Source organism: Paenibacillus sp. 4624, from assembly GCF_050435065.1.
GTDB classification, from domain to species: domain Bacteria; phylum Bacillota; class Bacilli; order Paenibacillales; family Paenibacillaceae; genus Paenibacillus; species Paenibacillus amylolyticus_D.
Genome location: NZ_JBNDJR010000011.1, coordinates 187,175 through 211,926, shown reverse-complemented (window position 1 = coordinate 211,926; position 24,752 = coordinate 187,175). Strand labels below are relative to the sequence as shown.

At 46.2% G+C, this 24,752-nt stretch carries 22 protein-coding genes; 13 read left to right on the top strand and 9 right to left on the bottom strand.

All coding sequences use genetic code 11. The features are described from left to right. The first annotated feature begins 59 nt into the window (after positions 1-59). The 3 genes from ABIE27_RS23685 to ABIE27_RS23675 are packed head-to-tail and all read left to right on the top strand — an operon-like array spanning position 60 to position 2,630. Positions 60-1,094: a methionine ABC transporter ATP-binding protein gene (locus ABIE27_RS23685; protein WP_429351663.1), complete on the top strand. Its 1,035-nt coding sequence runs from the start codon at positions 60-62 to the stop codon at positions 1,092-1,094. Then, the gene (locus ABIE27_RS23680; RefSeq protein ID WP_429351662.1) at positions 1,094-1,753 is read left to right on the top strand and encodes a methionine ABC transporter permease; all 660 of its coding nucleotides are present in this window, start codon (positions 1,094-1,096) and stop codon (positions 1,751-1,753) included. The genes ABIE27_RS23685 and ABIE27_RS23680 overlap by 1 nt, the downstream gene beginning before the upstream one ends. Positions 1,754-1,793: 40 nt before the next feature. Further along, positions 1,794-2,630, top strand: a complete 837-nt coding sequence (locus tag ABIE27_RS23675) for a MetQ/NlpA family ABC transporter substrate-binding protein (protein WP_123064705.1) — start codon at positions 1,794-1,796, stop codon at positions 2,628-2,630. A 341-nt stretch (positions 2,631-2,971) separates the two neighbouring features. Here ABIE27_RS23675 and ABIE27_RS23670 read toward each other — a convergent pair whose 3' ends face one another. Further along, a complete protein-coding gene (locus tag ABIE27_RS23670; protein WP_429351661.1) occupies positions 2,972-3,607 on the bottom strand; it encodes a DUF2167 domain-containing protein in 636 nt (211 codons plus the stop codon). Positions 3,608-3,870: 263 nt separating this feature from the next. Here ABIE27_RS23670 and ABIE27_RS23665 point away from each other — a divergent pair, with 263 nt between their 5' ends. Beyond that, positions 3,871-4,635 carry an SDR family oxidoreductase gene (locus ABIE27_RS23665; protein WP_123064703.1) on the top strand — a complete coding sequence of 255 codons (765 nt, stop codon included), beginning with the start codon at positions 3,871-3,873 and terminating at the stop codon, positions 4,633-4,635. Positions 4,636-4,709: 74 nt separating this feature from the next. On the opposite strand, the gene ABIE27_RS23660 is transcribed toward ABIE27_RS23665, so the two are convergent. Continuing rightward, entirely contained in the window at positions 4,710-4,955 is a 246-nt protein-coding gene (locus tag ABIE27_RS23660) for a NifU family protein (RefSeq protein WP_053783253.1), read from the bottom strand. An 80-nt stretch (positions 4,956-5,035) separates the two neighbouring features. Between ABIE27_RS23660 and ABIE27_RS23655 the strand changes: the two genes are divergently transcribed. After that, positions 5,036-5,290 carry a YuzB family protein gene (locus tag ABIE27_RS23655; RefSeq protein WP_123064702.1) on the top strand — a complete coding sequence of 85 codons (255 nt, stop codon included), beginning with the start codon at positions 5,036-5,038 and terminating at the stop codon, positions 5,288-5,290. Between the two features lie 6 nt (positions 5,291-5,296). Here the strand turns inward: ABIE27_RS23655 and ABIE27_RS23650 are convergent, their stop codons facing one another. Together ABIE27_RS23650 and mqnE are read right to left on the bottom strand one after the other, a co-directional pair. Continuing rightward, the gene (locus ABIE27_RS23650) at positions 5,297-6,358 is read right to left on the bottom strand and encodes an NAD(P)/FAD-dependent oxidoreductase (protein WP_429351660.1); all 1,062 of its coding nucleotides are present in this window, start codon (positions 6,356-6,358) and stop codon (positions 5,297-5,299) included. Between the two features lie 269 nt (positions 6,359-6,627). Continuing rightward, positions 6,628-7,734 carry an aminofutalosine synthase MqnE gene (gene mqnE / locus ABIE27_RS23645; protein ID WP_111269507.1) on the bottom strand — a complete coding sequence of 369 codons (1,107 nt, stop codon included), beginning with the start codon at positions 7,732-7,734 and terminating at the stop codon, positions 6,628-6,630. Positions 7,735-8,180: 446 nt separating this feature from the next. Between mqnE and ABIE27_RS23640 the strand changes: the two genes are divergently transcribed. The 3 genes from ABIE27_RS23640 (at position 8,181) to ABIE27_RS23630 (ending at position 14,031) form a co-directional block, all read left to right on the top strand. Beyond that, on the top strand, positions 8,181-8,537 hold the full coding sequence (locus ABIE27_RS23640; protein WP_123064700.1) for a HesB/IscA family protein: 357 nt from the start codon (positions 8,181-8,183) through the stop codon (positions 8,535-8,537). Between the two features lie 527 nt (positions 8,538-9,064). Further along, a complete protein-coding gene (locus tag ABIE27_RS23635; RefSeq protein ID WP_429351659.1) occupies positions 9,065-12,967 on the top strand; it encodes a carbohydrate binding domain-containing protein in 3,903 nt (1,300 codons plus the stop codon). Between the two features lie 422 nt (positions 12,968-13,389). Further along, positions 13,390-14,031, top strand: coding sequence for an NAD(P)-dependent oxidoreductase (locus ABIE27_RS23630; RefSeq protein WP_123064698.1), 642 nt, complete (start codon positions 13,390-13,392; stop codon positions 14,029-14,031). 120 nt (positions 14,032-14,151) lie between these two features. On the opposite strand, the gene ABIE27_RS23625 is transcribed toward ABIE27_RS23630, so the two are convergent. Continuing rightward, entirely contained in the window at positions 14,152-14,556 is a 405-nt protein-coding gene (locus tag ABIE27_RS23625) for a VOC family protein (protein WP_123064697.1), read from the bottom strand. Positions 14,557-14,780: 224 nt separating this feature from the next. On the opposite strand from ABIE27_RS23625, the gene rarD reads away from it, so the two are divergent. The 4 genes from rarD (at position 14,781) to ABIE27_RS23605 (ending at position 17,997) form a co-directional block, all read left to right on the top strand. Next, positions 14,781-15,659: an EamA family transporter RarD gene (gene rarD, locus ABIE27_RS23620; protein WP_123064696.1), complete on the top strand. Its 879-nt coding sequence runs from the start codon at positions 14,781-14,783 to the stop codon at positions 15,657-15,659. A 234-nt stretch (positions 15,660-15,893) separates the two neighbouring features. Further along, positions 15,894-16,346, top strand: coding sequence for an NUDIX hydrolase (locus ABIE27_RS23615; RefSeq protein ID WP_123064695.1), 453 nt, complete (start codon positions 15,894-15,896; stop codon positions 16,344-16,346). A gap of 18 nt (positions 16,347-16,364) precedes the next feature. Continuing rightward, complete coding sequence (locus tag ABIE27_RS23610; RefSeq protein ID WP_429351658.1) at positions 16,365-17,636, top strand: MFS transporter; 1,272 nt, start codon at positions 16,365-16,367, stop codon at positions 17,634-17,636. Positions 17,637-17,646: 10 nt separating this feature from the next. Then, on the top strand, positions 17,647-17,997 hold the full coding sequence (locus ABIE27_RS23605; protein ID WP_429351657.1) for a hypothetical protein: 351 nt from the start codon (positions 17,647-17,649) through the stop codon (positions 17,995-17,997). A 917-nt stretch (positions 17,998-18,914) separates the two neighbouring features. Here ABIE27_RS23605 and ABIE27_RS23600 read toward each other — a convergent pair. The 3 genes from ABIE27_RS23600 to ABIE27_RS23590 all read right to left on the bottom strand — a co-directional run bounded on the left by ABIE27_RS23600 (position 18,915) and on the right by ABIE27_RS23590 (position 20,922). Continuing rightward, positions 18,915-19,223, bottom strand: coding sequence for a hypothetical protein (locus ABIE27_RS23600; RefSeq protein ID WP_429351656.1), 309 nt, complete (start codon positions 19,221-19,223; stop codon positions 18,915-18,917). A gap of 41 nt (positions 19,224-19,264) precedes the next feature. After that, the gene (locus tag ABIE27_RS23595; RefSeq protein ID WP_429351655.1) at positions 19,265-20,314 is read right to left on the bottom strand and encodes a glycoside hydrolase family 53 protein; all 1,050 of its coding nucleotides are present in this window, start codon (positions 20,312-20,314) and stop codon (positions 19,265-19,267) included. 380 nt (positions 20,315-20,694) lie between these two features. After that, positions 20,695-20,922 carry a hypothetical protein gene (locus ABIE27_RS23590; protein ID WP_123064690.1) on the bottom strand — a complete coding sequence of 76 codons (228 nt, stop codon included), beginning with the start codon at positions 20,920-20,922 and terminating at the stop codon, positions 20,695-20,697. A 247-nt stretch (positions 20,923-21,169) separates the two neighbouring features. Between ABIE27_RS23590 and ppk1 the strand changes: the two genes are divergently transcribed. Next, the gene (gene ppk1, locus ABIE27_RS23585; RefSeq protein WP_123064689.1) at positions 21,170-23,251 is read left to right on the top strand and encodes a polyphosphate kinase 1; all 2,082 of its coding nucleotides are present in this window, start codon (positions 21,170-21,172) and stop codon (positions 23,249-23,251) included. On the opposite strand, the gene ABIE27_RS23580 is transcribed toward ppk1, so the two are convergent. After that, complete coding sequence (locus ABIE27_RS23580; protein ID WP_161556926.1) at positions 23,211-24,740, bottom strand: Ppx/GppA phosphatase family protein; 1,530 nt, start codon at positions 24,738-24,740, stop codon at positions 23,211-23,213. The two genes, ppk1 and ABIE27_RS23580, sit on opposite strands and share 41 nt — an antisense overlap. Between the last annotated feature and the right edge of the window lie 12 nt (positions 24,741-24,752).

Genomic DNA, 24,752 nt, shown 5'->3' with positions numbered 1-24,752 from the left:
GGAGTTTTCCCTTCCTTCGGGTAAAGATATATGTAGGTGATGGGGAAGGAGCAGTACTATTGATTGAACTGGTTGGATTAACCAAAACATATGGCAGACGTGCCAAAACAACGACAGCGTTGGCGAACCTTAATCTGACTATTCAGAAGGGTGAAATTTTCGGCGTGATTGGTCACTCGGGTGCAGGGAAAAGTACATTGATTCGATGTATTAATTTACTTGAGCGCCCAACGGAGGGTGAGGTATGGGTTGATGGTATTAACCTCACCGAACTTAGCAAAAGCGAACTACAGCAGCAACGACGCAAGATCGGTATGATCTTTCAGCATTTCAATCTGCTATCTTCGGCAACGGTGTATGACAATGTTGCTTTCCCGTTAAAACTGGTGAATACACCTAAAGACGCGATTGATCGCAAAGTGAAGGAAATGCTTGATCTGGTTGGGTTGGAGCAGCATAGTAACAAATATCCGGCACAGCTGTCTGGCGGACAGAAGCAGCGGGTAGGGATAGCGAGAGCTCTGGCAAGTGATCCGAGTGTTCTTCTATGTGATGAGGCAACCTCGGCGCTTGATCCGCAAACCACCAATTCGATTCTGAAGCTATTGTTGGATATTAACGAAAAGTATAATCTGACCATTGTGCTGATTACCCACGAGATGCATGTCATTCAGAACATCTGTGATCGGGTTGCCGTTATTCATCAAGGTGGCATTGTGGAACAAGGGCCAGTGACGGAAGTATTCATGAAACCGCAGCATGCGATCACACGGGATTTTGTCTCACGGGACAGCGAAGGTGGACTGGCACTGGAGGAAACGGTTATGGCGAACGCCGGAACGGAGTTGGCAGCAGGTGTTTCTTCCAAGTTGGTGAAGGTTTCATTTCTTGGAAATAAAACCTATGAATCGATTCTGTCGAGAACGGTTCGCAAAACAGGTGTGGATTTCGCCATTCTGCAAGGTACGATCTCTACAATCAAACAGGTTCCTTATGGTCAACTGACGGTGCGTTTTGAAGGTGACTCCGCTGCGATCGAGCAGACCTTGTCTGAACTAACCGCAGAAGGACTTGATGTGGAGGTGCTCCGATAATGGATTTTTCCAAAGTACGCTGGGAAGAGGTTGGTACAGCTTCGATTGAAACATTACAAATTTTAGCTGCATCCGGTTTGTTTACTGTTCTCTTGGGTTTGCCGCTTGGTGTCATTCTGTTTATGACAGGCCGCTCGGCATCATCTGGTTCAAAAATAACTTATATCATATTATCTATTCTTGTTAATATTTTACGTTCGGTACCTTTCATCATCTTAATTGTTGCTCTTATTCCGTTTACACGCACGCTGGTGGGTACAGCTACAGGTGTGCTTGGTGTCATTCCACCGCTTGTGATCTCGGCTGCTCCGTATTTTGCACGTCTTGTTGAAAATACATTGCGTGAAGTCGATCGCGGTGTTATTGAAGCGGCACAGGCAATGGGAGCATCCACAGGACAGATTGTTAGAAGGGTGTTGTTACCTGAGGCTTTACCTGGCTTGCTTGCCGGAATTACGATTACCATTGTGACGTTGGTCTCTTATACGGCCATGGCGGGTATGGTTGGTGGTGGAGGTCTGGGTACACTGGCAATTAACTATGGATACTACCGATATCAGAATGAGATCATGATTATTTCTGTTGTATCCATGATTATTTTGGTTCAGCTTCTGCAGATGATTGGCGATCGTCTGGTCATTTATTTCACCCGGAAATAACAGATAGATGGAAAAATAAAAATGTGAAGGGGTTTTACAGATGAAAAAGTGGTCTATTATTCTACTCAGCTTGATGATGATTGCCGTGCTCGCAGCTTGTGGCAACAATAAGAAGTCCGACAGTGGTGCGGATAACGCAGCAGGCGCTCCACGTACTGTTGAATTGAAAGTCGGCGCTTCACCTACACCACATGCAGAAATTCTGGAGAGCATCAAACCCGAATTGGAAGCGCAAGGCATTCGTTTGCAAGTGGTGACGTTTAACGACTACGTACAGCCTAACCAACAGCTGGCAGATGGCAAACTGGATGCAAACTTCTTCCAGCATCAGCCTTACCTTGATACAGAGAACAAAGAGCGCGGTTTTAACCTCGTTGCTGTGACTCCAGTTCACGTTGAACCTTTTGGCGGTTACTCCAAAAAAATTAAATCGTTGGATGAGCTGAAAGATGGCGCTAAAGTTGCTATCCCGAACGACCCATCTAATGGTGGACGTGCCCTCTTGTTGCTCGCGAAAAAAGGTCTGATTACACTTAAAGACAACACAAACATCGCCTCCACTAAACAGGACATTACCGCAAATCCGAAAAACCTGGAGATCATCGAACTGGATGCAGCCATGATGCCTCGTCAATTAGACGAAGCCGATCTGGTATTTATCAATGCAAACTATGCCCTGGAAGCAAACCTCAATCCAGCAAAAGATGCGTTGTTGATCGAAGATCTGCAAGGCAATCCATATGCGAACATTCTCGTGTCCCGTGAAGATAACAAAGATGCAGATGCGATCAAAAAACTGGCAGAAGCTCTTCACTCCGAAACGGTGAAAAAATTCATCAAAGAACGTTACCAAGGTGCAGTTGAACCTGCATTTTAAGGTACTCTAAGAGATCAGCGTAGGTATTGCTGATTTGTATTACAACACAGGCCGCGGCTCTCGAATGGTGAGAGCGCGGCCTTTCCTCATTGCTGGTAAACTTGGTTGGTTAACTTGAATTTATTATTAAGTATTGTCTGTTTTTGAATGTGTATCAGATGAGCGGTAGTACGTTAATTCATTCTGTTCCGCCGCATGCTGCTGCTCGTATTCTTCATAATTATATTCTCGGGTCACCGGATACTGTGTTTCCTCTTGATGTAATGCATCTCTTTTTTGTTGGTATCTGACCCAGCTAAATAACAATATCAAACCAACCAGCCCCCAATACCACCTATGTTTCAAAAATGTCCAAATTCCTTCGTCTTCAGCGGTAAAAGGAATTCCTCACGACTTTGCTCCAAATTCGCTTTTTCGGTTACAAGAATCGCCGTGATATAGCCCTCGCGTGTTAAAAGATTAACATTATAATTGACCAAGGCTTGTTCGTAACTGTCTTTGAATCCAAGTGCATAAATCAGTTGATGACTGGAAGCATTATAATCAGGTATAACCTCCCACCCCGTTACATGAAGCTCATTTCCTTCTGTTGCATTACGGTTATGTTCAACTTCCCAACGCATATAGTTACTTAATAACTCGTGAGCATCCAATTGATTTTCGTCATCGTCATGAATGTGCCCGCTTTGTACGTATTCAAATATGACAGACCATGAACCGTTGGGATCGTTACTGTACATGCTTCCGATCTCATTCCCGTTCGGCTGATTACCAAGTTCCAGCATGGAGCGTTGTGTATCCGTTTTACCTAGAAATGAGTAGTTTGCTGGAAGCACAAGTGAGGCTTTACCATCGAGAGATACGGTATTCGGGCCATCCACCCATTCGTATTCATTAGATGAGGTGATGTTCTCATTTTCAGCGAAGACGGGTAGGCTGCTTGCGGATAGTATAGAATACATTAGAACCCATGCCATTGTGAACCTAAATGAAGCAGATTTGAACCATTTCTTCATTGAACACGATCCTTTCGAAAATGATAATGGCGTTCTTTTATAGATAAGAAACGACTGTAAGACATTATCATAGGTATGTAAGGTAATCAAGATAAATTTGGATAATCAGGACTTATTTGTATTGTTTAAATAACTGGAACAGATTGTGAGCACATGCAAGTTGTGAGGGAAGGCTAAATCTTTTATACTTAATGAGTGACTGCTCTTTGAAGAGGGGGATGAACGTGAAGGGAAAGATTGCCCTCATAACGGGAAGTGCCAAAGGTCTTGGTAAAATGACAGCCCTCAGTCTGGCAGATCAGGGATGTCACATTGCCCTTAATTATGTTCACAGCAAATCAGAAGCTGAGTTGTTGCAAGCGCAGATTACCGCCAAAGGCGTACGCTGCATTGCCGTTCAGGCGGATATATCGAAAGTAGAAGAGATTCATGCGCTCGTTGATACGGTACAAACGCAGCTGGGGCATATTGATATTCTGGTGAATAACGCAGGCCCATTTGTAAGAGAGCGTCGGGTGTTCGCAGATTATTCAGAAGCAGAAGTGCAGATGTTAGTGCAGGGCAACCTGCTCGGGCCGATGATTCTGGATCAGCTTGTTTTGCCAGAAATGCGTCGCAAGCAGTGGGGACGTATTATTCATTTTGGCTTCAGTCACGCGGGTGAAGCAAGATCCTGGCCTCATCGTGCAGTCTATGCTGCTGCCAAGGTAGGTCTGGTTTCATTTACGAAAACTCTTGCCGTGGAAGAAGCGCCTTATGGGATTACGGTGAACATGGTATGTCCCGGAGATATTCGTGGTGCGAACAAAGAGAAAACGATTGATGACATTGCAGGGATAATTGATAAGGAGACGCCGAGAGGGCGGCCTGGCAGTGGAGAAGATATTGCGCGAGTGATCACGTACCTGTGTCTGGATCATTCGGATTTTATAACAGGCAACATTATGGATGTATCTGGAGGGCTTGATCCGATCCGGCCTACAATTTGATTGAATTACAAAAAAGAGCCTCTCGCTTCTTGCGAAGCGAAAGGCTCTCTGAGGTTTATTTCGTGAAGGATTGATTAGAATACTTGTACGACTTCTTGTACACCCTCAACTTCTTCAAGAAGGGCGCGTTCAATCCCGGCTTTTAAGGTAATGGTGGAGCTTGGGCAACTGCCGCAGGCACCGACCAGTTTCAGCTTAATGATGCCGTCCTCCACGTCGACCAGTTCCACGTCACCGCCATCGCGTTGCAGGAACGGACGAAGTTTATCAAGCACATCAGATACCTCATCATACATGGTGCTTTGTGCGTTTTCGCTCATATTGTTCAACTCCTTTCCTCCCTATATTATATTACAAATGACCATAAATTAAAATGGTCAAACAAAGCAGGTGAACTGAAATGAGACCAATTATTGAATTTTGTGCTAACAATATGCATTTTGGCACGGATGAAGTCATGGATCAACTGGATGAAAATCCGGATTATGACGTGATCGAATACGGCTGTCTGACCAATTGCGGTCAATGTTATATGACTCCTTTTGCCTTGGTCAATGGTGAAGTTGTCACCACGGAAAAAGTAGAAGATCTATATAACGCCATTCTAGCCAAAATAGCTGAAGCGGATGCTTGGGACGCGCTGGATCTCGACTAACCTCAATTAACCGAGATGGCGTTTGGACATCCAGAGCACGCCGCTTTTTAAAATACGAGGCACACGTCCCATCATGGACGTTTTGCCCATGAGCCCAAATCCAGCCTTTTTGCCGAGTGCGCCCAGTGTGCCGCGAAGCTTCAGGGGTTGTGGATTGGGCTTTTCGCCTTTCCAGAGGGCATGCTGAATATGAGCGATCTGTTCACCCTGAACCTCCGCAGCCTGACCACTGGGTGCATAAGGTATACTGGCACAGTCACCTACCACGTAAACGTCGGTATACTCCGGAATTTGATAGTACTCGTTTAATACGACACGACCTTGCGGGTCTTTCGTTACATTGAGGTCTTGAACCACTTTTACCGGTTGAATGCCTGCCGTCCATACGACAGCATCGGTCCGGATCTGTTCATCGCGGTTGTAAATTGCGTTTGGTTCCACCCGAGAAATGGCGATATGTCCTCGTGCTTCAACCTGATGTTCTCCAAACCATTCGTGAACATAAGAGGAGAGACGTTGAGGGAATGCGGATAATACACGTTCACCACGATCCAGAATGCTGATATTCAGGTCGGGTCTGCTTTCGCGTAATTCGGCAGCCATTTCAACACCACTGAGGCCACCGCCCACAATGTGAACATGACCATAAGCTTTAACTTCATTCAGACGCAGATACGTCTCGCGTGTTTTGCTGAAGCTTTGGATGGTACAGCTGTATTCTTCGGCACCAGGTGTATTGTGAAAACGATCCGTACAACCTAGTCCAATGACCAGCTTGTCATATTCAAGCGGTTCCTGACCTTCGAATTCAATCTGACGCTGCTCCAGATTAATGGCAGTCACTTCACCGAAACGGTGTGTCACTTTCTCATTTACTGGAAAATGGATACGCAGGTCGTAATCCGATACCGTTCCTGCTGCGAGTGCGTAATATTCAGTCTTTAATCCTTGAAAAGGACTCCGGTCCACCAGTACAATCTGGGTGTCTGCCGGAATTTTGCCTTCCAAAAGTTCCTTGATGATCGTGAGGCCGCCATAGCCGCCTCCAAGAATGACGAAATTTTTCATGACTCGGCTTCCTTTCTGCATCAGTCCCATGTTATGGGGCTGTAACCTGCGGAGCAGCTATGCCTTCACATAGCTGCTCCGTGTGTTGTTTTAGTTTGAAGATAATTTGAATAATCAAGAATGGGAAAATAAAAATTTAAAATATGAGGTCACAGTGAAGCACCACTCAGATAAAACGTCCCCCTGATTGAAGAGAAAGTATCGTTCTTTGATGAGTGATGCTTCTGTTGCTGTAACGTTTGGCCTAGATCGAAGGAAATCGATCAGATCTATTCGTAAACTTGAATTTCGTTGTAGAATGTATCGCGCTCTACAGGAATGCGGCCTGCACCTTTGACAAGCCAGATCAGCTCTTTACGAGTCAAACCTTCAGGTGTCAGTGCGCCTGCAGCGTGGCTGATTTTTTCACGGACAATTGTGCCATGCACGTCCGATGCACCGAAGCTCAGCGCAACCTGAGTCAGTTGTGGGCCGATGTTAATGAAATAAGCTTTCACGTGCTGAATGTTATCCAGCATCAAACGACTGATCGCAATCGTTTTGAGGTCTTCATACGCCGAGTTGCGGCGCATAATGCTTGCGGATTTGCTTTTTGGCTGCATGGACAGTGGAATGAACACCATAAATCCGTTGGTTTCGTCTTGAAGTTCACGAATCTGTGCCATGTGGTTCACGCGATCCTCATAGGACTCAATAGAACCATAGAGCATTGTCGTGTGTGTACGCATGCCCAGGTTATGAGCCGTGCGGTGTACTTCGAGATAGCGATCGACATTCGCTTTATCTACACGCATTTTTTTGCGATATTCATCGGACAAAATTTCTGCACCGCCGCCCGTCAAGGACTTCAGGCCAGCTTTTTGCAGCTCTTGCAATACTTCCTTGATGCTCAGGCCGCTGATGCGAGTAAAGAAATCAATCTCTGCCGCCGTGTAAGCTTTCAGCGTAACATCCGGATATTTTTCGTTTAAAGCACGCAGGGAATCGACATAATATTGAAAAGGAACATGGTTGTTATGTCCACCTACGATATGGAACTCACGCACGCCTGGATGAATATGCTGTTCCACATAGTCGATCATTTCCGGACCGGATAACGTATAAGAGCCTTCCTCACCCTGGTCTTTACGGAAATTACAAAATGCGCAGCGAGCTTCGCATACGTTGGTGAAATAAAGGCTCATGTTCTCAATAAAATAGACTTTCTTGCCGTTCTTCCGCAGATTGGCCTCATTGGCCAGCTGGCCCAAAGTCAGCAGATCATCTGTTTGATACAGATATACGCCGTCTTCTACGCTCAGCCTTACGCCGTTCTGCACTTTCTCAACGATTTCAGCCATTCTTTTGTCGGTGAACGGTGTTACCAATGTAGACATGCTGTTTCCTCCTGTTCTTTACCGGAATTCGAGTTGTGGTGTGTTGAACCAATAAACAGAACTACATAGCAAAGATGCGGTCAACTGCCGCCTTCCTGTGAAAGACTAACTCTTATTACCCGGTGCAGCGTGTGCTGCAATCGAAAAGTTTATTTTTTCAAAAGGAGTCAAAGTGACTCTATATGCATTGGGGACTGAGAACCAGTCTCGAAATGTGAAAAAAATTACAACTCCATATATGACCGTCATCCGAATATCTCATGACAAAATATTGACATTTTCAGAGTGACCACCTATCCATTATAAACCTCGTGCCGCAGGGGTTCAATACACTGGGAAGAAAAAGGAGTTTAGGGGGATCGCGGAAGCGGGCAAACATGACTTGAGCCACTTGACGGGGTGGAGTATAATTTAAAGAAGAGTGATGAAAAGGAGAGTGACCTGGCATGATTAATATCAGCGAAACGGCTGCAGACCGATTGAAAGAGATGCTTGCACAGCAAGAGACCCCTGGAATGTTCCTGCGTCTTGGCGTAGCACCGGGCGGTTGTACCGGATTTTCGTACGCCATGGGCTTTGACGATAAAGAGTCCGATGAGGATATATATATGGACATTCATGACATGAAAGTCGTTGTGGAGAAAGAAAATGTGAAATATTTGAATGGGCTCGAAATTGATTTTGAAGAATCCGGCATGTCCGGCGGCTTCACCATTCACAACCCGAACGCGGTAGCCACTTGCGGCTGCGGTTCATCCTTCCGTACACGCGAAGAAGCGGGCGTACCCGATAAAGATTGCTAATCTGCAATACAGTATGGGGTTGAGCGTGTCCAATCATTAAAGCTTTCAAAAAAGATACAACGACAAAGCACATTTTCGGCGAAGAGGTTTCGCTGGAAGTGTGCTTTTTTGTGCTTCGTGTAGTTTGATAAGTACTCTAGGGCAGTCTGAAGTGGGGGCATTGATTACGTATTTTCGATATTGACATTTTGTTCCATGTGTAGGTATATTATTTTGTGCAAACGTTTGCAAAAATTAAGCTGATCATCAACGTATATCCCGTTGTTATACCCAATAATCGTTGGTGTATATGAGGTTATTCATTTCCTGAATATGCAAACGTTTGTTCAGAAGGTGTCATCTTGCTTAGATGGCACGGAGATTTTCCATCAGAGAATCGAAGAATCACAGGATTACAGGAGAGAGGAGGCGCCATAGCAGATTCATTTTCTAGTTCAAACAAAAGATTCGTTAGCAAGGTTCTAATGACTTTCAAATGAATTCAAATTCATGGTCCCCACAGGGGCAACAAATAAGGGAGGAAAAACATGAAGCTTGTGCGCAGGCTAGGCGCATTCCTGTTGGCATTATCCATCGTTGTTTCCACACACACCACAGCAGCTTATGCTGAAATCTCCGCTTCCCATGTGTACCATAACCATATGCCGAATTTCTGGGCTTACTACGATACGTCCAAGTATGCTTCCACACCTGTAGGATCACCCATCCGATACACCTATGACGGGCAAGTCATTGAACTGAAAAAGAATCCCCCAGCAGGTTATCCGTATTTTCTGCCTGGTGGTGCACCAATGCCACATGATGATCTGGTCGCTTATTACACGCATCATGCAAAAACCGGAGCCTATCTCAGTTGGCCATGGCAAGTGGCAGGCGATCTCAAAAATAACCATCCAGCCGCCGGCATGCAGGTAACAATGTCAGGCTCCCTCCTAAACAATGTGGACAGCTTTATGTATACCAATAATGTAAACGGTTACAATAACAAAGCTTGGGGTGTTCCCTGGAAGAATGCGTACAACAATCTGAAAACGACCCATGGAGAACGGACGATGGACCTTGTTCATTTTTCCGGGCACCACTCTATGGGGCCACTTGCGGGCAACGAATATTTGCTCAAGGACTTGATATACCAAAATGCAGTCATGGCTCAACCCTTTTTCCTGGGGGACAGCTTCAAATCTTCCAAAGGCTTCTTCCCGACCGAGCTTGGCTTCTCGGAACGCATTATTCCCGTGCTGGATCAACTCGGCATTGAGTGGTCTGTGATTGGCAACAATCACTTTTCGCGTACCCTCAAGGACTATCCGTTGTTGAACGATCCAGGCAAGGATACGATGGTATCTCCACCAAATCGAGCCGATCTGCAAAACACAAGTAGTGTTGGTTCATGGGTGTCTGCACCGATGTTCAATGAAAAACAGGTCGTGTACAACAAATACCCATTCGCTTCTACACCGCACTGGGTGCGGCATGTGAATCCCGAGACCGGGGCTGAGAAGAAAATTGTTGGTATCCCTGTAGCTCAGGCAGAATCATGGGAAGAAGGCTACCAAGGTTCGGTGAAGGCAGAGGCACTCAAACCGTTTGAGGGGCTAGTGGATCAGAAGCAGTTTTTTGTTATTGCGCATGATGGGGATAACTCTTCTGGCCGTGCAGGTTCCGAGGATACTTGGCGCAATGCAGGCAATGTGACTTATGCACAACCCGGGGTAAAAGGAGAGAGCATCAATGAGTACTTGCGTACGAATACGCCAAAAGCCGACGATGTGGTACATGTGCAGGATGGCTCGTGGATCGATACGCGTGACTCCTCTTCCGATCCGACATGGTATCACTGGCGTCTTCCTTTTGGCATCTGGAAAGGACAGTTCGATGCGTTCAACAAGGCTACCGGCCTTAATCTAGAGCCCAAAAAGAATCTGGAAGGGGTTCAGGAAGGCATGACGGTATCCTTTGAATACGGTTATCACTATCTGGAGCGTAACTTTGCCTTGGAACAGGCAGCGCTCAATTATGCAAAGACAGCCGAACAAATGTGGCTGGATGCCAACCCGAATCATTGGAAACCTTCTACAGCACTGGATCGGGAGATCACCTATGAAGGCAATCAGCTGAATCCATGGATGATGGCTTACCCAGTCAAGGGAGATCCGGCAAACAATTATAAGGGCGGGGCGAACCCGGCAGAGCTGAGTTGGTATTTCCTTTTGCCTGCGCTGGATTCCGGTTTTGGGTACTATGATGAAAATGTGGATGACGGTGTGAAGCCGACACTGTCATTTAATCAGTCTCTGTTTTTCTCCAAGCCATATGTTAACGGCCAGCTGGCTAAGGATCGCACAGGCCCATCAGTCTGGTGGCCTCAGCGTTATCCATATAACCCAGGGAGTTCCAATATCAGTAAGGCAGAGGGATGGACGCTTCATTATTTTGACAATACGTTTGGCATCTACACCTACGCTTATGATGTGAGCGGGATTCGTGATATCAAAGTGAAAGTACGGACTCATCGGGATAAACAGGCGGATGAGAAGGATAATACTTTCCGTGTATATGATCCAGCGGCGCTCAAAGCCAAGGGTGTATCCAACATTGATCCTGCAAAAGTGAGCCCTTGGCAGGAATATCCGATGACCAAGCGTGATTTGAAGCCTGACATCAATGGGGTGGCTTGGCAACCAAGCAGTACGGATATGTTTAAACGTGTACCGGCTCAAGAAATCGGGGATATGTATTATACCTATTTCAACGATTTCAGGGATCAACTGGTTGACTATTATATCGAGGCTGAAGACGGTAACGGCAATATAACTCGCAGTGAGATTCAGACGGTATATGTAGGTACGGGAAAATACAAAAAGGATGCTTCCGGTAAAATCGTGGAAGACTCAAACGGAACGATTCAGGGCACACACCCGTTCCTGATGGTGGATCAGACGCCGCCTTCCGCTCCAACCGAGGTGAAATCCACGCGTGTAACGGATCGTAGTGTCACTCTTCAATGGACAGCAGCTACGGACAATGTTGGTGTCGATGGATATGATATCTATCGGAATGGCACCAAAGTGGGCAGCTCCCAGACGACAGAGTATACAGATACAGGACTTGAACCTGCCAAAACCTACACGTACAGCATTAAAGCCAGAGATAAGGCCAATAACATATCTGCTGCCAGTCAAACTTTACAAGTGCAGACACTCGTTGCAGATACTGAGCCACCAACAGCACCGACGAACGTTGTGATTAAAGAGTCTACTTCATCCACTGTAACTGTGGAGTGGGCAGCAAGTCAGGATAATTACGGAGTTGCGAGATACGATATCTATCGTGATGGAAGTAAGGTTGGAGAAGCAACCCAGCTGACGTATACCGATTCTTCTCTCGCTCCTGCAACCAATTATGTTTACACCATCAAAGCGGTCGATGTGGCAGGAAATGTCTCGGCAGCCAGTGAGTCAGTCACGGTAAAGACCAAAGAAGGCAATGTGGTCACCATTTATTACAAACAGGGTTACACCAATCCATACATTCATTATCGTCCGACGGGTGGAACCTGGACGACGGCTCCGGGTGTAAAAATGTCGGCAGCTGAAATGCCAGGATACATGAAAATGACAGTGAATGTAGGCACAGCTGCCGGACTTGAAGCGGTTTTCAACAATGGCAGCGGTACGTGGGACAACAACGGTGGAAAGAACTATCAGTTCCCATTAGGGGGGAGCACCTATAATGCAGGGGTCATCACTCAAGGTGCGCCACAAGTAGATACGGCTCCGCCTAGCGTACCCACAAATCTGACAGTCACCTCAAAAGCTTCCGATCGTGTATCCCTTGCTTGGAGTCCGTCAACGGATAATACAGGTGTAACCGGATACGAAGTATTTAGGGATGGCGTCAACATTGGCATAAGCACAACACCTGCGTATACGGATACGGGATTGAACGCTGCAACAGCTCATGCTTACCATGTTGTTGCTTATGATGCGGCGGAGAACAAATCGGCAGAGAGTGCGGAAATCCGTGTGACGACCGATGCTGCACCAAAGAGCAACAGTGTCACGCTCTACTACAAGCAAGGATACGCGCAGCCTAACATTCATTACCGTCCGGCAGGAGGGACTTGGACGACACCACCAGGTGTTCCAATCCCAGCATCAGACTTGCCAGGGTATAACAAAATTACAATTGATGTAGGTGCAGCCACCGGACTGGAGGCCGTTTTCAACAACGGAAGCGGTACTTGGGATAACAACGGGGGCCGCAACTATATATTCCCTATGGGGGTGAGCACTTATCATGCTGGTGTCATCACACCAGGAGCCCCTGCGGGAGCAACGTTTTCAAGTACTGGTGACAGCCCAGGGACATCTTTTCCAGTAGAGTATATTCAGGTCTCTTCTTGGAAAATGGGACGTAAGAGCGCTTAAGTTCATGGGTATGAACAATAAAGAGAGTAAGGGAAGAAGAAAAATTGAAAATGAGGTCAAGGTATTTCAATAAATACGTGATGTGTATTTGCCCCAATAAAAGATGTTCTTAAAACGGACGGAATGGTGTGGAAGTCTGGGTATAAAGAAGCTTTGTTTATTGATGAACAAGGCTTCTTACTATGGCATTAAGGATATTGGCGGGAGGATATTCATCTGTTTATTTTTAGTACCATGATCAACTTTAGCCTTTGTTATCTGATGAGCTTCATTCCAGCTCCACATATTTCGTGGTTGTATGGTTAAAAGATAAAAGAAAACGTATTGACAAGATAAGTTGTAACATTTATAGTTACATTATGAGTTGGGAAAACAACCTTAACATAATAGTAAACAAACCGAGATCGAAGGAGAGATTGACGATGAAAATTGCAATTATTGGTGCAACAGGTAAAGCGGGAAGTATTATTTTGAAAGAAGCGGCAGACCGCGGGCACGAAGTAACAGCGATTGTGCGTAATGCATCTAAATTAGAAGACAAAAGTCTGAATGTATTGGAGAAAGATGTATTTGATCTGACTCCTTCAGATGTACAAGCCTTTGATGTGGTTGTGAATGCGTTTGGAGCGCCAGCGGGCAAAGAAAACCTGCATGTAGAAGTAGGACAAGCTCTTATACACATTTTGAAAGATGCTCCAAACACTCGTCTGATTGTTGTCGGTGGTGCAGGAAGCTTGTTCACGGACGAGTCCAAAACATTGCGTGTTGTCGATTCCCCAGGATTCCCTGATGCATACAAAGCAACAGCTACTAACCAAGGTAAGAACCTTGAAGACCTGCAAGCCTCTTCGGGTATTCAATGGACATTCCTTAGCCCGGCTGGATTCTTCAATCCGGAAGGCGTACGTACTGGAAAATACCAGTCTGGCAACGATGTGATTTTGGTAAACAGTGAAGGAAACAGCTACATCAGCTATGCCGATTACGCGATTGCGCTTGTGGATGAGATTGAGAACCCGCAACATAAAAATGAACGCTTTACTGTAGTTGGCGAAGCAAAGTAATAATTGCATATGCTTGTAGGATAAACTAAAAACAAACGGACACTAAGCCTGGATAAGCGAGTGTCCGTTTTTGTTGATATACATTTATGATCTATTATACGCTATCTATTGTCGGGCTCATTATTGACGCTTTGGCATCTTGCTCTCATCCATGTACAGCAGATTCCAGCGATGACCATCTAGATCCGCAAACCCTGCACCGTACATCCAACCGTCTGTTTCTCCTGGCTTGCCAAAGATGCTTCCTCCGGCACGCTCTACATTTTGAATAAAGGAGTCGACTGCTTCTCTGCTCTCGGCACTAATGGAAATGATAATCTCTGCACTATGTGAAGTATCCGCAACAGAGGTGCCAGTGAATTTCTCAAAAGTTGCGTGCGGAAAAAGCATAATCTTCGTTTGGCCAATGGAGATCATGGCTCTTTCGCTGCCAACGTTCATAGCTTGGAATCCTAAGGTATCAAAAAAAGCAGTTGCTCTCTCAACATCTTTGACCGGCAAGTTAAACCAGATATCTTGTGACATCGTCATAGCCCCCATAGAGAAAGATTTTATCTTATTATACGCTATTATGAAGAGAAGCATCGTACTTCGATGAAGTAGTGTGTTTAGACTGCCATGTATATTGTTACAAAATTGTATTTTTATAAGTATTTCTTTACTTATGTTAGGAACGAGGCGTATAATCCGTTGAGACATCAGAGATTAAATAGAGACACAGACAGAGATCATAAAGAGAGGTATGTTTCATGAATAGCGGATTAATTAATGCCATTATTGCGTATGTCATGTGGGGAATTCTCCCACTTTATTGGAAGCTGTTTAACAACGTTCCGGCTGGCGAAATTTTGTCGCATCGGGTGGTATGGTCATTTGTATTTATGGGGATTTTAGTCGCTATCCAGCGCCGCTGGAGTGATGTAAAACGAATCTGGACCAGCCGCTCAACTTTACTGTCGCTCACGGCTAGTGGATTGTTGATTGCGATCAACTGGCTGATTTTCATCTGGGCTGTGAACAACGGTCATGTGGTGGAGACCAGCCTTGGTTATTATTTGAACCCTTTGCTAAATGTGCTGCTTGCCGTCGTTTTCCTTCATGAGAAACCGAACCGGGGGCAATGGCTGGCCATTGCTATTGCAGCGCTTGCCGTGCTGATTATTACGATCGACTACGGACGTTTCCCGTGGATCTCCATTTCACTGGCTGCATCCTTTGGTTTATATGGTCTGGCGAAGAAAAAGATCAAGCAAGATGCGTCAGTAGGTTTGTTGTCAGAGACCGCGGTTGTCCTGCCTGTTGCATTAGGTTATTGGATTTATCTTGGTATTGTGGGTAAAACAACGGCTTGGACATTGCCAGCACCAATGTTTTTTGAATTGTTGCTTTCCGGCGTTGTAACCGCGTTGCCGCTACTCTTCTTTGCACGTGCAGCTGCCCGCATGTCGCTGTCCACGCTCGGATTTGTGCAATACATCGGTCCAACGATTATGTTGGTTCTGAGCATATTTGTGTTTAAGGAAACCGTTTCCCCTGTGCTGCTGGTTGGTTTCGCCTTCATTTGGATAGCGCTTGTCGTCTATGCTATTGCTTCCATGCGTGCTGCAAAACTGGCGAAGTCAGTCTAGGAACAGAAAGCGACGTAATATCAGAAAATATGTAATATCATAAAATGGTTGAAAGATTACAATCGATCTAGTCTTCCTGATAATGAGCCTTTCCATCCTTAAGGATGAGGAAGGTTTTTTTTAAACCAAATTTCCAGTTGTAAGACAACTGGAATGATTCTTTTATTTACAAATTAAGGAACGTATGTTCTAATTATAGGGAATGATTTTGTGCGGCGGTGGAGGTTAGGATTGATGGGGCAGCAGGGCATTGTATTCGTTGTGAGTGTTTCTATTGTAAATAAGGGGAAAGTGCTAATTGTTAAGGAGAACAAAGCATCTGTCCGAAATACCTGGAATTACCCCTCAGGCCGAGTAGAGTACGGAGAAGATATAATGGATGCGGCACATCGAGAAGTGAGAGAAGAAACGGGTTATGATGTTAGACTCACTGCTACAACAGGGATTTACAATTTTATAAGCAGTCTTCAGCAACAGGTCGTTTTATTCCATTTTATCGGTGAGATTATAGGTGGTTCTCTGCAACCGGATGCTATAGAAATTGCAGACGCGAGGTGGATTACACCGGAAGACCTGTCCAAATCGGATGTGCTACAATTGCGCGACCGCGAAGTGATGTTGCAGATTACGGATCATATAATGTCTAAAACTGAGTATCCCTTAATGCTTTTTCACAGCATGCTATAGAAATGGAGAAAGATGTTCATGAAGTCCTCGTATTTAAATCGTGCTTTTTATTATCTGTGGACAACCCAAACAGCAGCCAATGCTGCGGACGTATTGTATATTATGGCCCTTACGGTTATGGTACTGGATCGTACAAATTCGCTCGTGTCTGCGGCACTTTTGCCATTGATCCGCAGTGGGGCTCAGTTGTTGAGTAGTTTAGTCGCACCGCTATTCATTCAACGTTTTAAGTTGTCCAGTCTACTCTTTTTTTCACAAACCGGACAGTTTTTGTTGTTCATCTGTCTGGCAGTGTACATACAGCTTAATAGCGTAGAATCCTCATTGGTACTTGTGTTTTCGCTTATATTTGTGATGTCTTTTCTTGATGGATGGACAACGCCAGCTCGTAATGCGCTAATTCCGCGATTGGTAACTCATGAGCAAGGTTTACTCAAAGCCAATGGACTTATGAGCGTCAGCGATCAAGTTGTTCAATTTGCAGGTTGGGGCCTAAGCGGCGTAATTGTTGCATTAATTGGATCAAGTTCAACCTTGTTACTCACAGCGGTTATTTATGGCTTGGCAGCCGCGCTTACACTTGGCGTCAAGGAGACAACTCATGGAGAGATACCGGGGAAGCGTGCGGATGCATCAGCAGATATTTCTCCTGATCTGGGCAGAGGTAGATGGCATACGTTAACGGAAGGCTGGAAAATGATATGGAAGACACCTCGTCTGCGAGTGCTTACGTTCATGGATATGATTGACATGCTTGGTGGCTCTATCTGGGTAGGCGCCTTCACGTTGGCTTTTGTACAAGTGGCACTTGGTCAAGGAGAAGAATGGTGGGGTTTTATCAATGCAGCTTATTTTGCTGGGACCATTGGTGGTGGTTTGCTGGTGCTTGCCCTAGGCAGAATCATTGGACAGCGTTATTTTTCAGTCATGATGATAGGGATGGCAGGGTATGGAATACTAACTGCGGTTTATGCGTTAAACTCACAGCCTTTTGTTGCGTTGATTTTAGTCATGTTGATGGGGCCATTTGCTGAGCTTGCTATGATTAACCGGCGTACTTTGATTCAGAGTAGTGTGTCTAATCGCATGTTGCCCAAGGTTCTATCTGCTCAAGCCTCAATGATGCATCTCGTATTTTGCGTTTCACTGTTAGGCATGGCCTGGCTTGCTGAATACATTGGCATTGTGAATCTCTATTTATTTGCAGCTGCACTGACCATCTTAGCCATTGTGGCGGGTTTGCTGAATTTTAGGGCATTTCAGGAAAAAAATCGTCAAATGATGAATTAGGGGGAGAATGATGATGGTTAATGATGAGTTGCTAGAGGGCAAGCCTGGTCGTTCCGTGCTGCCGGGAAGCGGGATTCGTTTCATATCTCCGTTTCTTTTTTCAGTAATCATTGGGATGATCTATACATGGTTAATCGTGAACGAAACGACAAACCGATATCTTGGCACAATGTTGCCAAGTACAAATGGTGCGGATTTACATCAATATCTTCCGATCATCTTTCCTGCATTTGTATTTTCGTATGTTGTACAGAGAAAACACATGATTCTGATCGAAAATATATCGTTTAGCTGTATTCAAGCGGTTATTGCTATCCTCAGTCTTTTTGCATCTCTTATAGTTGTTATGGTGTTCATGTAATTTCGAACAGAATCATTTGAACCCGCCCCCCGAACGCCCAACCTTGGCTTCCTCCAAGCACCCAGTCTATAAGTATAAGAATGCAATAACGCTCTTCAATGTCAAAAGGCGCTGTCCCTAAGGGTGAGCGCCTTTCATAATCTTTCCTCTCTTACTCCCGTGAAAAGCCGAAGCACGTTTTAGAAGCCCTTCTTTAAGGAGCAGCGAGTAGTGGAGGGGCGGGAGCGATTCTGGAGAAGCGGAGCGTTCGCGTTTGTCATCGGATGTTCTCCATTGAAGGGAAATTCCAAAACCATCCGAGGACAACCAGCGATCGAAAGAACGCCCCGCCCCCGGAACGACCACCCGCGGCTCCCACCAGATTGTTTCCCTATACTCCCGTGAAAAGCCAAAGCACGTTTTAGAAGCCCTTCCTTGAGGAGCAGCGCGTAGTGGAGGGGCGGGAGCGATTCTGGAGAAGCGGAGCGTTCGCGTTTGTCATCGGATGTTCCCCATTAAAGGGGATTCCAAAACCATCCGAGGACAACCAGCGATCGAAAGAACGCCCCGCCCCCGGAACGCCCACCCGCGGCTCCCACCAGATTGTTTCCCTATACTCCCGTGAAAAGCCAAAGCACGTTTTAGAAGCCCTTCCTTGAGGAGCAGCGCGTAGTGGAGGGGCGGGAGCGATTCTGGAGAAGCGGAGCGTTCGCGTTTGTCATCGGATGTTCCCCAATGAAGGGGATTCCAAAACCATCCGAGGACAACCAGCGATCGAAAGAACGCCCCGCCCCCGGAACGACCACCCGCGGCTCCCACCAGATTGTTTCCCTATACTCCCGTGAAAAGCCAAAGCACGTTTTAGAAGCCCTTCTTTAAGGAGCAGCGAGTAGTGGAGGGGCGGGAGCGATTCTGGAGAAGCGGAGCGTTCGCGTTTGTCATCGGATGTTCCCCAATGAAGGGGATTCCAAAACCATCCGAGGACAACCAGCGATCGAAAGAACGCCCCGCCCCCGGAACGCCCACCCGCGGCTCCCACCAGATTGTTTCCCTATACTCCCGTGAAAAGCCAAAGCACGTTTTAGAAGCCCTTCCTTGAGGAGCAGCGCGTAGTGGAGGGGCGGGAGCGATTCTGGAGAAGCGGAGCGTTCGCGTTTGTCATCGGATGTTCTCCATTGAAGGGAAATTCCAAAACCATCCGAGGACAACCAGCGATCGAAAGAACGCCCCGCCCCCGGAACGACCACCCGCGGCTCCCTCCCGCGCATAAGGCTTCTAACCCCCGTGCTTAGTCAATGAACCCTTCCAGGGTAGCCGTTGGCATCATGTTCGACTGCCAAGCGCCTTTGCCGTATCCACCGTTATAACCTGGAGTAGCTTGTGGCTCCCAATAGAATACACCTTTTCCTTTGCCATTCGGCAAATTGCGGATCTGATTTTTCATCGCTGCGACAAAGCTCTTTCCTGCCGCGGGCTGATTGTTGTCCATGCCAATTTCGGAGATCATAATTTCTTTGCCGTACCGATTAATCATATCTTTTGCATTGTTGACCGTGTTCGTCACTGCTGTATTCCAGCCGGAAGCAGAAGGGTAGAGAGACATTGCAATCATGTCAAAATTGGCCCCATTGTTAATTAGTCCACCGATATTCCAGACAAACAGGGCGTTATCGTCTCCGTTTGCAAGATGAACAATGGTTTTGGTACCGCTGCTTATGGATTTTACAGCATTATGTCCCGTATTCACGAGCCAAGCATAATTTTTCATGTTCACCGAAGCTTTGCCATCATCCCACAACATACCGTTGCTGGTTTCGTTGCCGATCTGTACCCAGTCTGGAGTGACACCTTTGCTCTGCATGGTCGTCATAACGTCACGGGTATAACTCCAGACAACATCCATCAACTGTTGGAAACTATAGTTTTTCCATGCGGCCGGTTTAGTTTGTTTACCTGGGTCTGCCCACGAATCGCTGTAATGCAGTGTCAACATGACACTCATACCTGCATTTTTAGCACGTTGTGCTAGAGCGGCAGCACGGTCTTTATTCATATAACCGTTACCATAATCATTGGAAGGATTAACGAAAACACGGATCCGGACAGAGTTAATCTGGTAATCTTTTTTCAGAATATCAATGATGTCGCGTTGTACTCCGTTTTTATCTTTCCATTTGTACCCTTGAGCTTCCATGCCCGGAACCCAACTGATATCAGCTCCTTTGGCAAAACTCGGTGCGGCGCTGGCGTGCTGGCCTGCTGGTAGCAGGATAGAAGTGAATAATAAAACAAAAGCTAGCAGAATGCTTATTTTGAAACCCCTTACATTTCTAAACATAACAACATGCCTCCTCGGTTATAAGTTGAGATGCATCCTCATTATAGCCTCCCGAAATCAAGCTCCTAAAGGGTCCGTTTCCAATATTTTGGTTGTTTTCTTAACCTCTACATCTTTTTTCACACGTTATATCTGTACGTATTATAAAAAAAGACAAAACAAAAAGCCGTCCGAAGACGGCTCTTCTACCCGTGGCGCTTTTTAAAACATTGATCCGTATCCCGCGCCTCCATTACCATCCCATTTATTTGGAAGTAGTGGATCGGGTAAGGGACACGTTCAACATGTGATTAGAAATGTTGACGCACCTCCTTTCCTTGTGGCAAGAGTATACAACACTCTGTTTCAGAAAGCTAGTCTTTTTTTATATTTACGCAAAATTATTTTTCGGTTTGAAACATCGTCGTTTCCCGTGCATAATGACTCTTCGTTCCATTATCATTGCGAATCCGTACACTGTCATCACTGATCTTCTCCACAATGCCGCGACCGACTTCACAATATACACCTGCGGGATCTTCCTGCCATGCGGTAACTACACATTGGGAAAGGGCAGCGGTGAAAAACTCGATATTTTTTTGTAACGTTCTAGGTTTGTTCGATTTCATGAGATACTCCTTTAACATAACGAAAATTTGGGATAATAACGACAGCCGGTCAAATCACACTGTAGTTCACTTTACCTTGTCTATTGTGCTTTGTAAAGGGATGGAAAAAGTTGCGGTCATGAGTTATCATTTACATAAATTTAACACTGCGTTAACATTCCGATGACGCTTGGAGCCGATTACGAATAGTACAATTATAGTAGAAGTTCGAATAAGAATTAACATGCATCACATTCGGAGGCCATACATGCATAAAGATCTCAAGACAGGAAACTATGTTAATCGTGATTTGAGCTGGGTTGAATTTAACAGACGTGTGCTTCAAGAAGCTCAGGACCCTACGACGCCTATCCTGGAGCGGATGAGGTTCCTCGGTATTGTTGCCAGCAATCTGGATGAGTTTGTCAGTGTCCGAGTTGCAGAGACCAAGGAGAAGATTAAGGCAGGATTCACGCAAAAAGACTTTACGGGTTATACCCCTTCGGGACTATACCGCAGATTGATTAAACGAACCGGGGCTATGGTCGCGGAGCAATATAAAACCTATAGAGAGCTTACTCGCCTTCTCACCAAGAAGGGCGTGCACATTCAGGAATACGTAGACCTTAACGTGACACAACAACGTGCAATGGATCAATATTATCATGACATTATTTTTCCGGTGCTTACACCAATGGCTATTGACCAGAGCCGACCATTTCCACTGGTCCACAACAAGTCGGTGTATCTGTCGGTTATGCTGCAAAAAGAAGATGAGCAGCATGGCGAGCCGTTTATGGCGATCGTGCAGGTGCCTTCCAATCTTCCACGAATCGTGAAGGTTCCCTTACGGGCCAATAGCAAAAAGAAATCTTTCATTCTCATCGAAGACCTGATTAAACACCATATTCATACCTTGTTCAGCGGATATATATCGCTGGCAGTACAAGAATTCCGGGTGACTCGCAACGCGGATCTTTCTATTAATGAAGAGGAAGCGGAAGACTTGCTGGAAGCGATCGAAAAAGAACTGCGCCGTAGACTCCGCGGAGCGCCTGTCAGGCTGGAAGTGTGCAAGGATTTCCGCAGTGACGCCCTGCAGGAACTGCAAGAAGAATTTGAGATACAGGACCCTGTTTTTGAGATTGATGGGCCACTTGATCTTAGTTTCCTGGCTGGATTTGTGGACAGCCTCGAAGGTTTCTCGCATTTAAAATATACTCCGGTAAAGCCCGTATATCCGCCTGAGTTTTTGCCAAGAGAGAGCCATTTTGAGTTGCTTCGCAGACAGGACGTGCTGGTTCATCATCCGTATGAATCCTTTGAACCTGTGACGGACTTTATTTTGGAAGCTTCGGAAGATCCACAGGTTCTGGCAATCAAGATGACACTCTATCGGGTGAATGGGGATTCACGTCTTATTCCGGCACTCGCCCTTGCTGCAGAGAGTGGTAAGCAGGTTACAGTGGTGGTGGAACTCAAAGCCAGATTTGATGAAGAACGCAACATTGCTTGGGCTCGGAAGTTGGAGAAGGCAGGTTGTCACGTTGTCTATGGTCTGGTTGGTCTGAAGACACATGCGAAGATTATCCTCGTTGTACGCCGGGAGCAGCAAGGGTTACGGCGTTACGTTCACGTCGGTACGGGGAACTACAACGAGAGTACCGCGAAAGTGTATACGGATGTAGGGTTATTCACCTCTAACCCGATCATTGGTGAAGATGCATCTGAATTGTTTAACGAAATTACCGGATATTCGGGTCCCAAGGCGATGCAAGCATTTCGTGTGGCACCGGACGGCATGAAGGACGAACTGTTTGCACTGATTCGGCGGGAGACTGAACATGCGCTGAATGGCAAACGTTCTCGAATTATCGCTAAGATTAACTCTTTATCACATCAGGAAATGATAGACCAATTATATGTAGCTTCGCAGGCGGGGGTGCAGATTGACCTGATTGTCCGCGGTGTATGCTGCTTGCGTCCCGGGGTGGAAGGGTTGAGCGAGAACATTCGCGTCATTAGCATTGTAGACCGTTTTCTGGAGCACTCGCGGTTGTTCTACTTCGAAAATGGAGGGAATCCGGACGTATTCATTTCCAGCGCAGATTGGATGTCACGGAACTTGAATCGGCGGATTGAGCTGATGTGTCCCGTATTTGATCCTTCATTGAAAAAAATGCTGGTGGATATCCTCAATCTGTCATTGAATGACAATGTGAAGGCCAGAGAGCTTATGCCAAACGGCAATTATGTATTTGTAAAAAATGAAAAGCCCCCGCTGAGAAGTCAGACGGAGGCCATGGGCATTATCCCTTGGAAGCCTGCTGAATGGAGTGTTTTAACGTAACTCCCCAGGCTTCCTGCAAATCTTTGACGGCATCTTCCAGGCCGTTCAGTTCCAGTAAAGGCTCGTCTGTACAGGTCAACGTGACCTGCAGCGAGTCTTTTTCTTTTACTGCATGAATAGCAAGAATACTTTCCGCACGATTGATCGCTTCGGATGCACGCAGTAACGAGCCGATGCGGTGAGCATGCTGTGTATCCGAATCTTTCAGAATGTCCTCATGCTTCTGCAGCAGTTGAGGCGTTCTTTTTTTGGGATGATAGTCGGCTGCAATGGCACTTAAAATCGTTTCCCTGTGGGACAGACCGTAGATGCTTGCATTCATAATCCAGTATGCCGAGTGCTGCGTGTACCGGAAATAGTTAATCTGTTTGCCGGCCATATGAAGCATAGAGGATGCGTACAAAATTCGCTCATCAGAGGCATCAGGTGTAGCCTCTTGCAAAGCGGTGTATAGGGTAACCGTATCCTGATGAATCCGGTTCAGACGTTTCGCAGGGATCGGCGGGCCGTAATAAAGGAAATTACGGATGCTATCCTTCAATGCATCGGGTGCGGAAGGCTGACCAGCGGCGAGATAGTCTCTCAGAAGCCCGTCGCGAAGTCCTGCTCCGCTTACCACATAACGATCTCCCTGGATGATGCGGAATATAGTACGCAGGATCAATATGCCCGGTACGATAATGTCAGCCCGATCCTTGGCGAGACCCGGCACTTTTTTGCGTTGAGCGGAAGTAAGGTAGGGCAAGGAAAGGGCGATATTTTCCATTGCTTCCTCTCCAATTTCATAGTGATGCGATACTGGGAGAGAATATTGCGTACGCTTTTGCTCTACTTTTGCGAGTGTACGCATTGTACCGCCCAGTCCAATGAGCGGCAAACCGGGATGTTCCCCAATCCAAGCCTGTCCCTGTAATGCCTCAATAACTTCATTGCAAAGGGATTGTTCATTGGCCTCGGTCCATTGATCCTCGCCTCCATAACGGGCATGTGAATTCACGGCACCGATTGGCAGAGAAACACTGTGCAATCTTTCGCGATTGCGGAATACAGTGATCTCCGTACTGCCGCCCCCGATGTCAACGACAAAACCGTCGGTTAGGTCGATCGACTGTATTACACCCAAGAATCCGTAATAGGCCTCACGATCTCCCGAGACACATTCAATCGTAAGTCCAGTCTCACTTTCCAGCCAGGCAATAATCTGCGCCGCGTTGATTGCATTGCGAATTGCCGCAGTGGCCGCCGCCCGAATCAATTCAGTCTGATAAGCCTCACAGGTGGCTTTAAATTGCCGAAGGACGGTTATGGCAGTGGATAGGGATGATCTTTGGATACTGCCATCCAATTCCACAACACCGCTTAGCCGGGCAGCATATTTGTCTTCATGAATAATGCGGTATGCTCCATCTTCACTCACCTCATAGATCACTAGACGAATGGAGTTTGAGCCAATATCAACAATTCCAAGAGTTTTATTATTTCGTGTCATAAGCATCTCCTT

Bases quoted from the DNA above. Each gene is read 5' to 3' on its own strand.
- rarD (WP_123064696.1), top strand. From the start codon at position 14,781: ATGAATAGCGGATTAATTAATGCCATTATTGCGTATGTCATGTGGGGA.
- ABIE27_RS23605 (WP_429351657.1), top strand. From the start codon at position 17,647: ATGATGGTTAATGATGAGTTGCTAGAGGGCAAGCCTGGTCGTTCCGTG.
- ABIE27_RS23595 (WP_429351655.1), bottom strand. From the start codon at position 20,314: ATGTTTAGAAATGTAAGGGGTTTCAAAATAAGCATTCTGCTAGCTTTT.
- ABIE27_RS23640 (WP_123064700.1), top strand. From the start codon at position 8,181: ATGATTAATATCAGCGAAACGGCTGCAGACCGATTGAAAGAGATGCTT.
- ABIE27_RS23625 (WP_123064697.1), bottom strand. From the start codon at position 14,556: ATGTCACAAGATATCTGGTTTAACTTGCCGGTCAAAGATGTTGAGAGA.
- ABIE27_RS23580 (WP_161556926.1), bottom strand. From the start codon at position 24,740: ATGACACGAAATAATAAAACTCTTGGAATTGTTGATATTGGCTCAAAC.
- ABIE27_RS23630 (WP_123064698.1), top strand. From the start codon at position 13,390: ATGAAAATTGCAATTATTGGTGCAACAGGTAAAGCGGGAAGTATTATT.
- ABIE27_RS23670 (WP_429351661.1), bottom strand. From the start codon at position 3,607: ATGGCATGGGTTCTAATGTATTCTATACTATCCGCAAGCAGCCTACCC.
- ppk1 (WP_123064689.1), top strand. From the start codon at position 21,170: ATGCATAAAGATCTCAAGACAGGAAACTATGTTAATCGTGATTTGAGC.
- ABIE27_RS23610 (WP_429351658.1), top strand. From the start codon at position 16,365: ATGAAGTCCTCGTATTTAAATCGTGCTTTTTATTATCTGTGGACAACC.
- ABIE27_RS23615 (WP_123064695.1), top strand. From the start codon at position 15,894: ATGGGGCAGCAGGGCATTGTATTCGTTGTGAGTGTTTCTATTGTAAAT.
- mqnE (WP_111269507.1), bottom strand. From the start codon at position 7,734: ATGTCTACATTGGTAACACCGTTCACCGACAAAAGAATGGCTGAAATC.
- ABIE27_RS23655 (WP_123064702.1), top strand. From the start codon at position 5,036: ATGAGACCAATTATTGAATTTTGTGCTAACAATATGCATTTTGGCACG.
- ABIE27_RS23675 (WP_123064705.1), top strand. From the start codon at position 1,794: ATGAAAAAGTGGTCTATTATTCTACTCAGCTTGATGATGATTGCCGTG.
- ABIE27_RS23635 (WP_429351659.1), top strand. From the start codon at position 9,065: ATGAAGCTTGTGCGCAGGCTAGGCGCATTCCTGTTGGCATTATCCATC.
- ABIE27_RS23590 (WP_123064690.1), bottom strand. From the start codon at position 20,922: ATGAAATCGAACAAACCTAGAACGTTACAAAAAAATATCGAGTTTTTC.
- ABIE27_RS23660 (WP_053783253.1), bottom strand. From the start codon at position 4,955: ATGAGCGAAAACGCACAAAGCACCATGTATGATGAGGTATCTGATGTG.
- ABIE27_RS23650 (WP_429351660.1), bottom strand. From the start codon at position 6,358: ATGAAAAATTTCGTCATTCTTGGAGGCGGCTATGGCGGCCTCACGATC.
- ABIE27_RS23680 (WP_429351662.1), top strand. From the start codon at position 1,094: ATGGATTTTTCCAAAGTACGCTGGGAAGAGGTTGGTACAGCTTCGATT.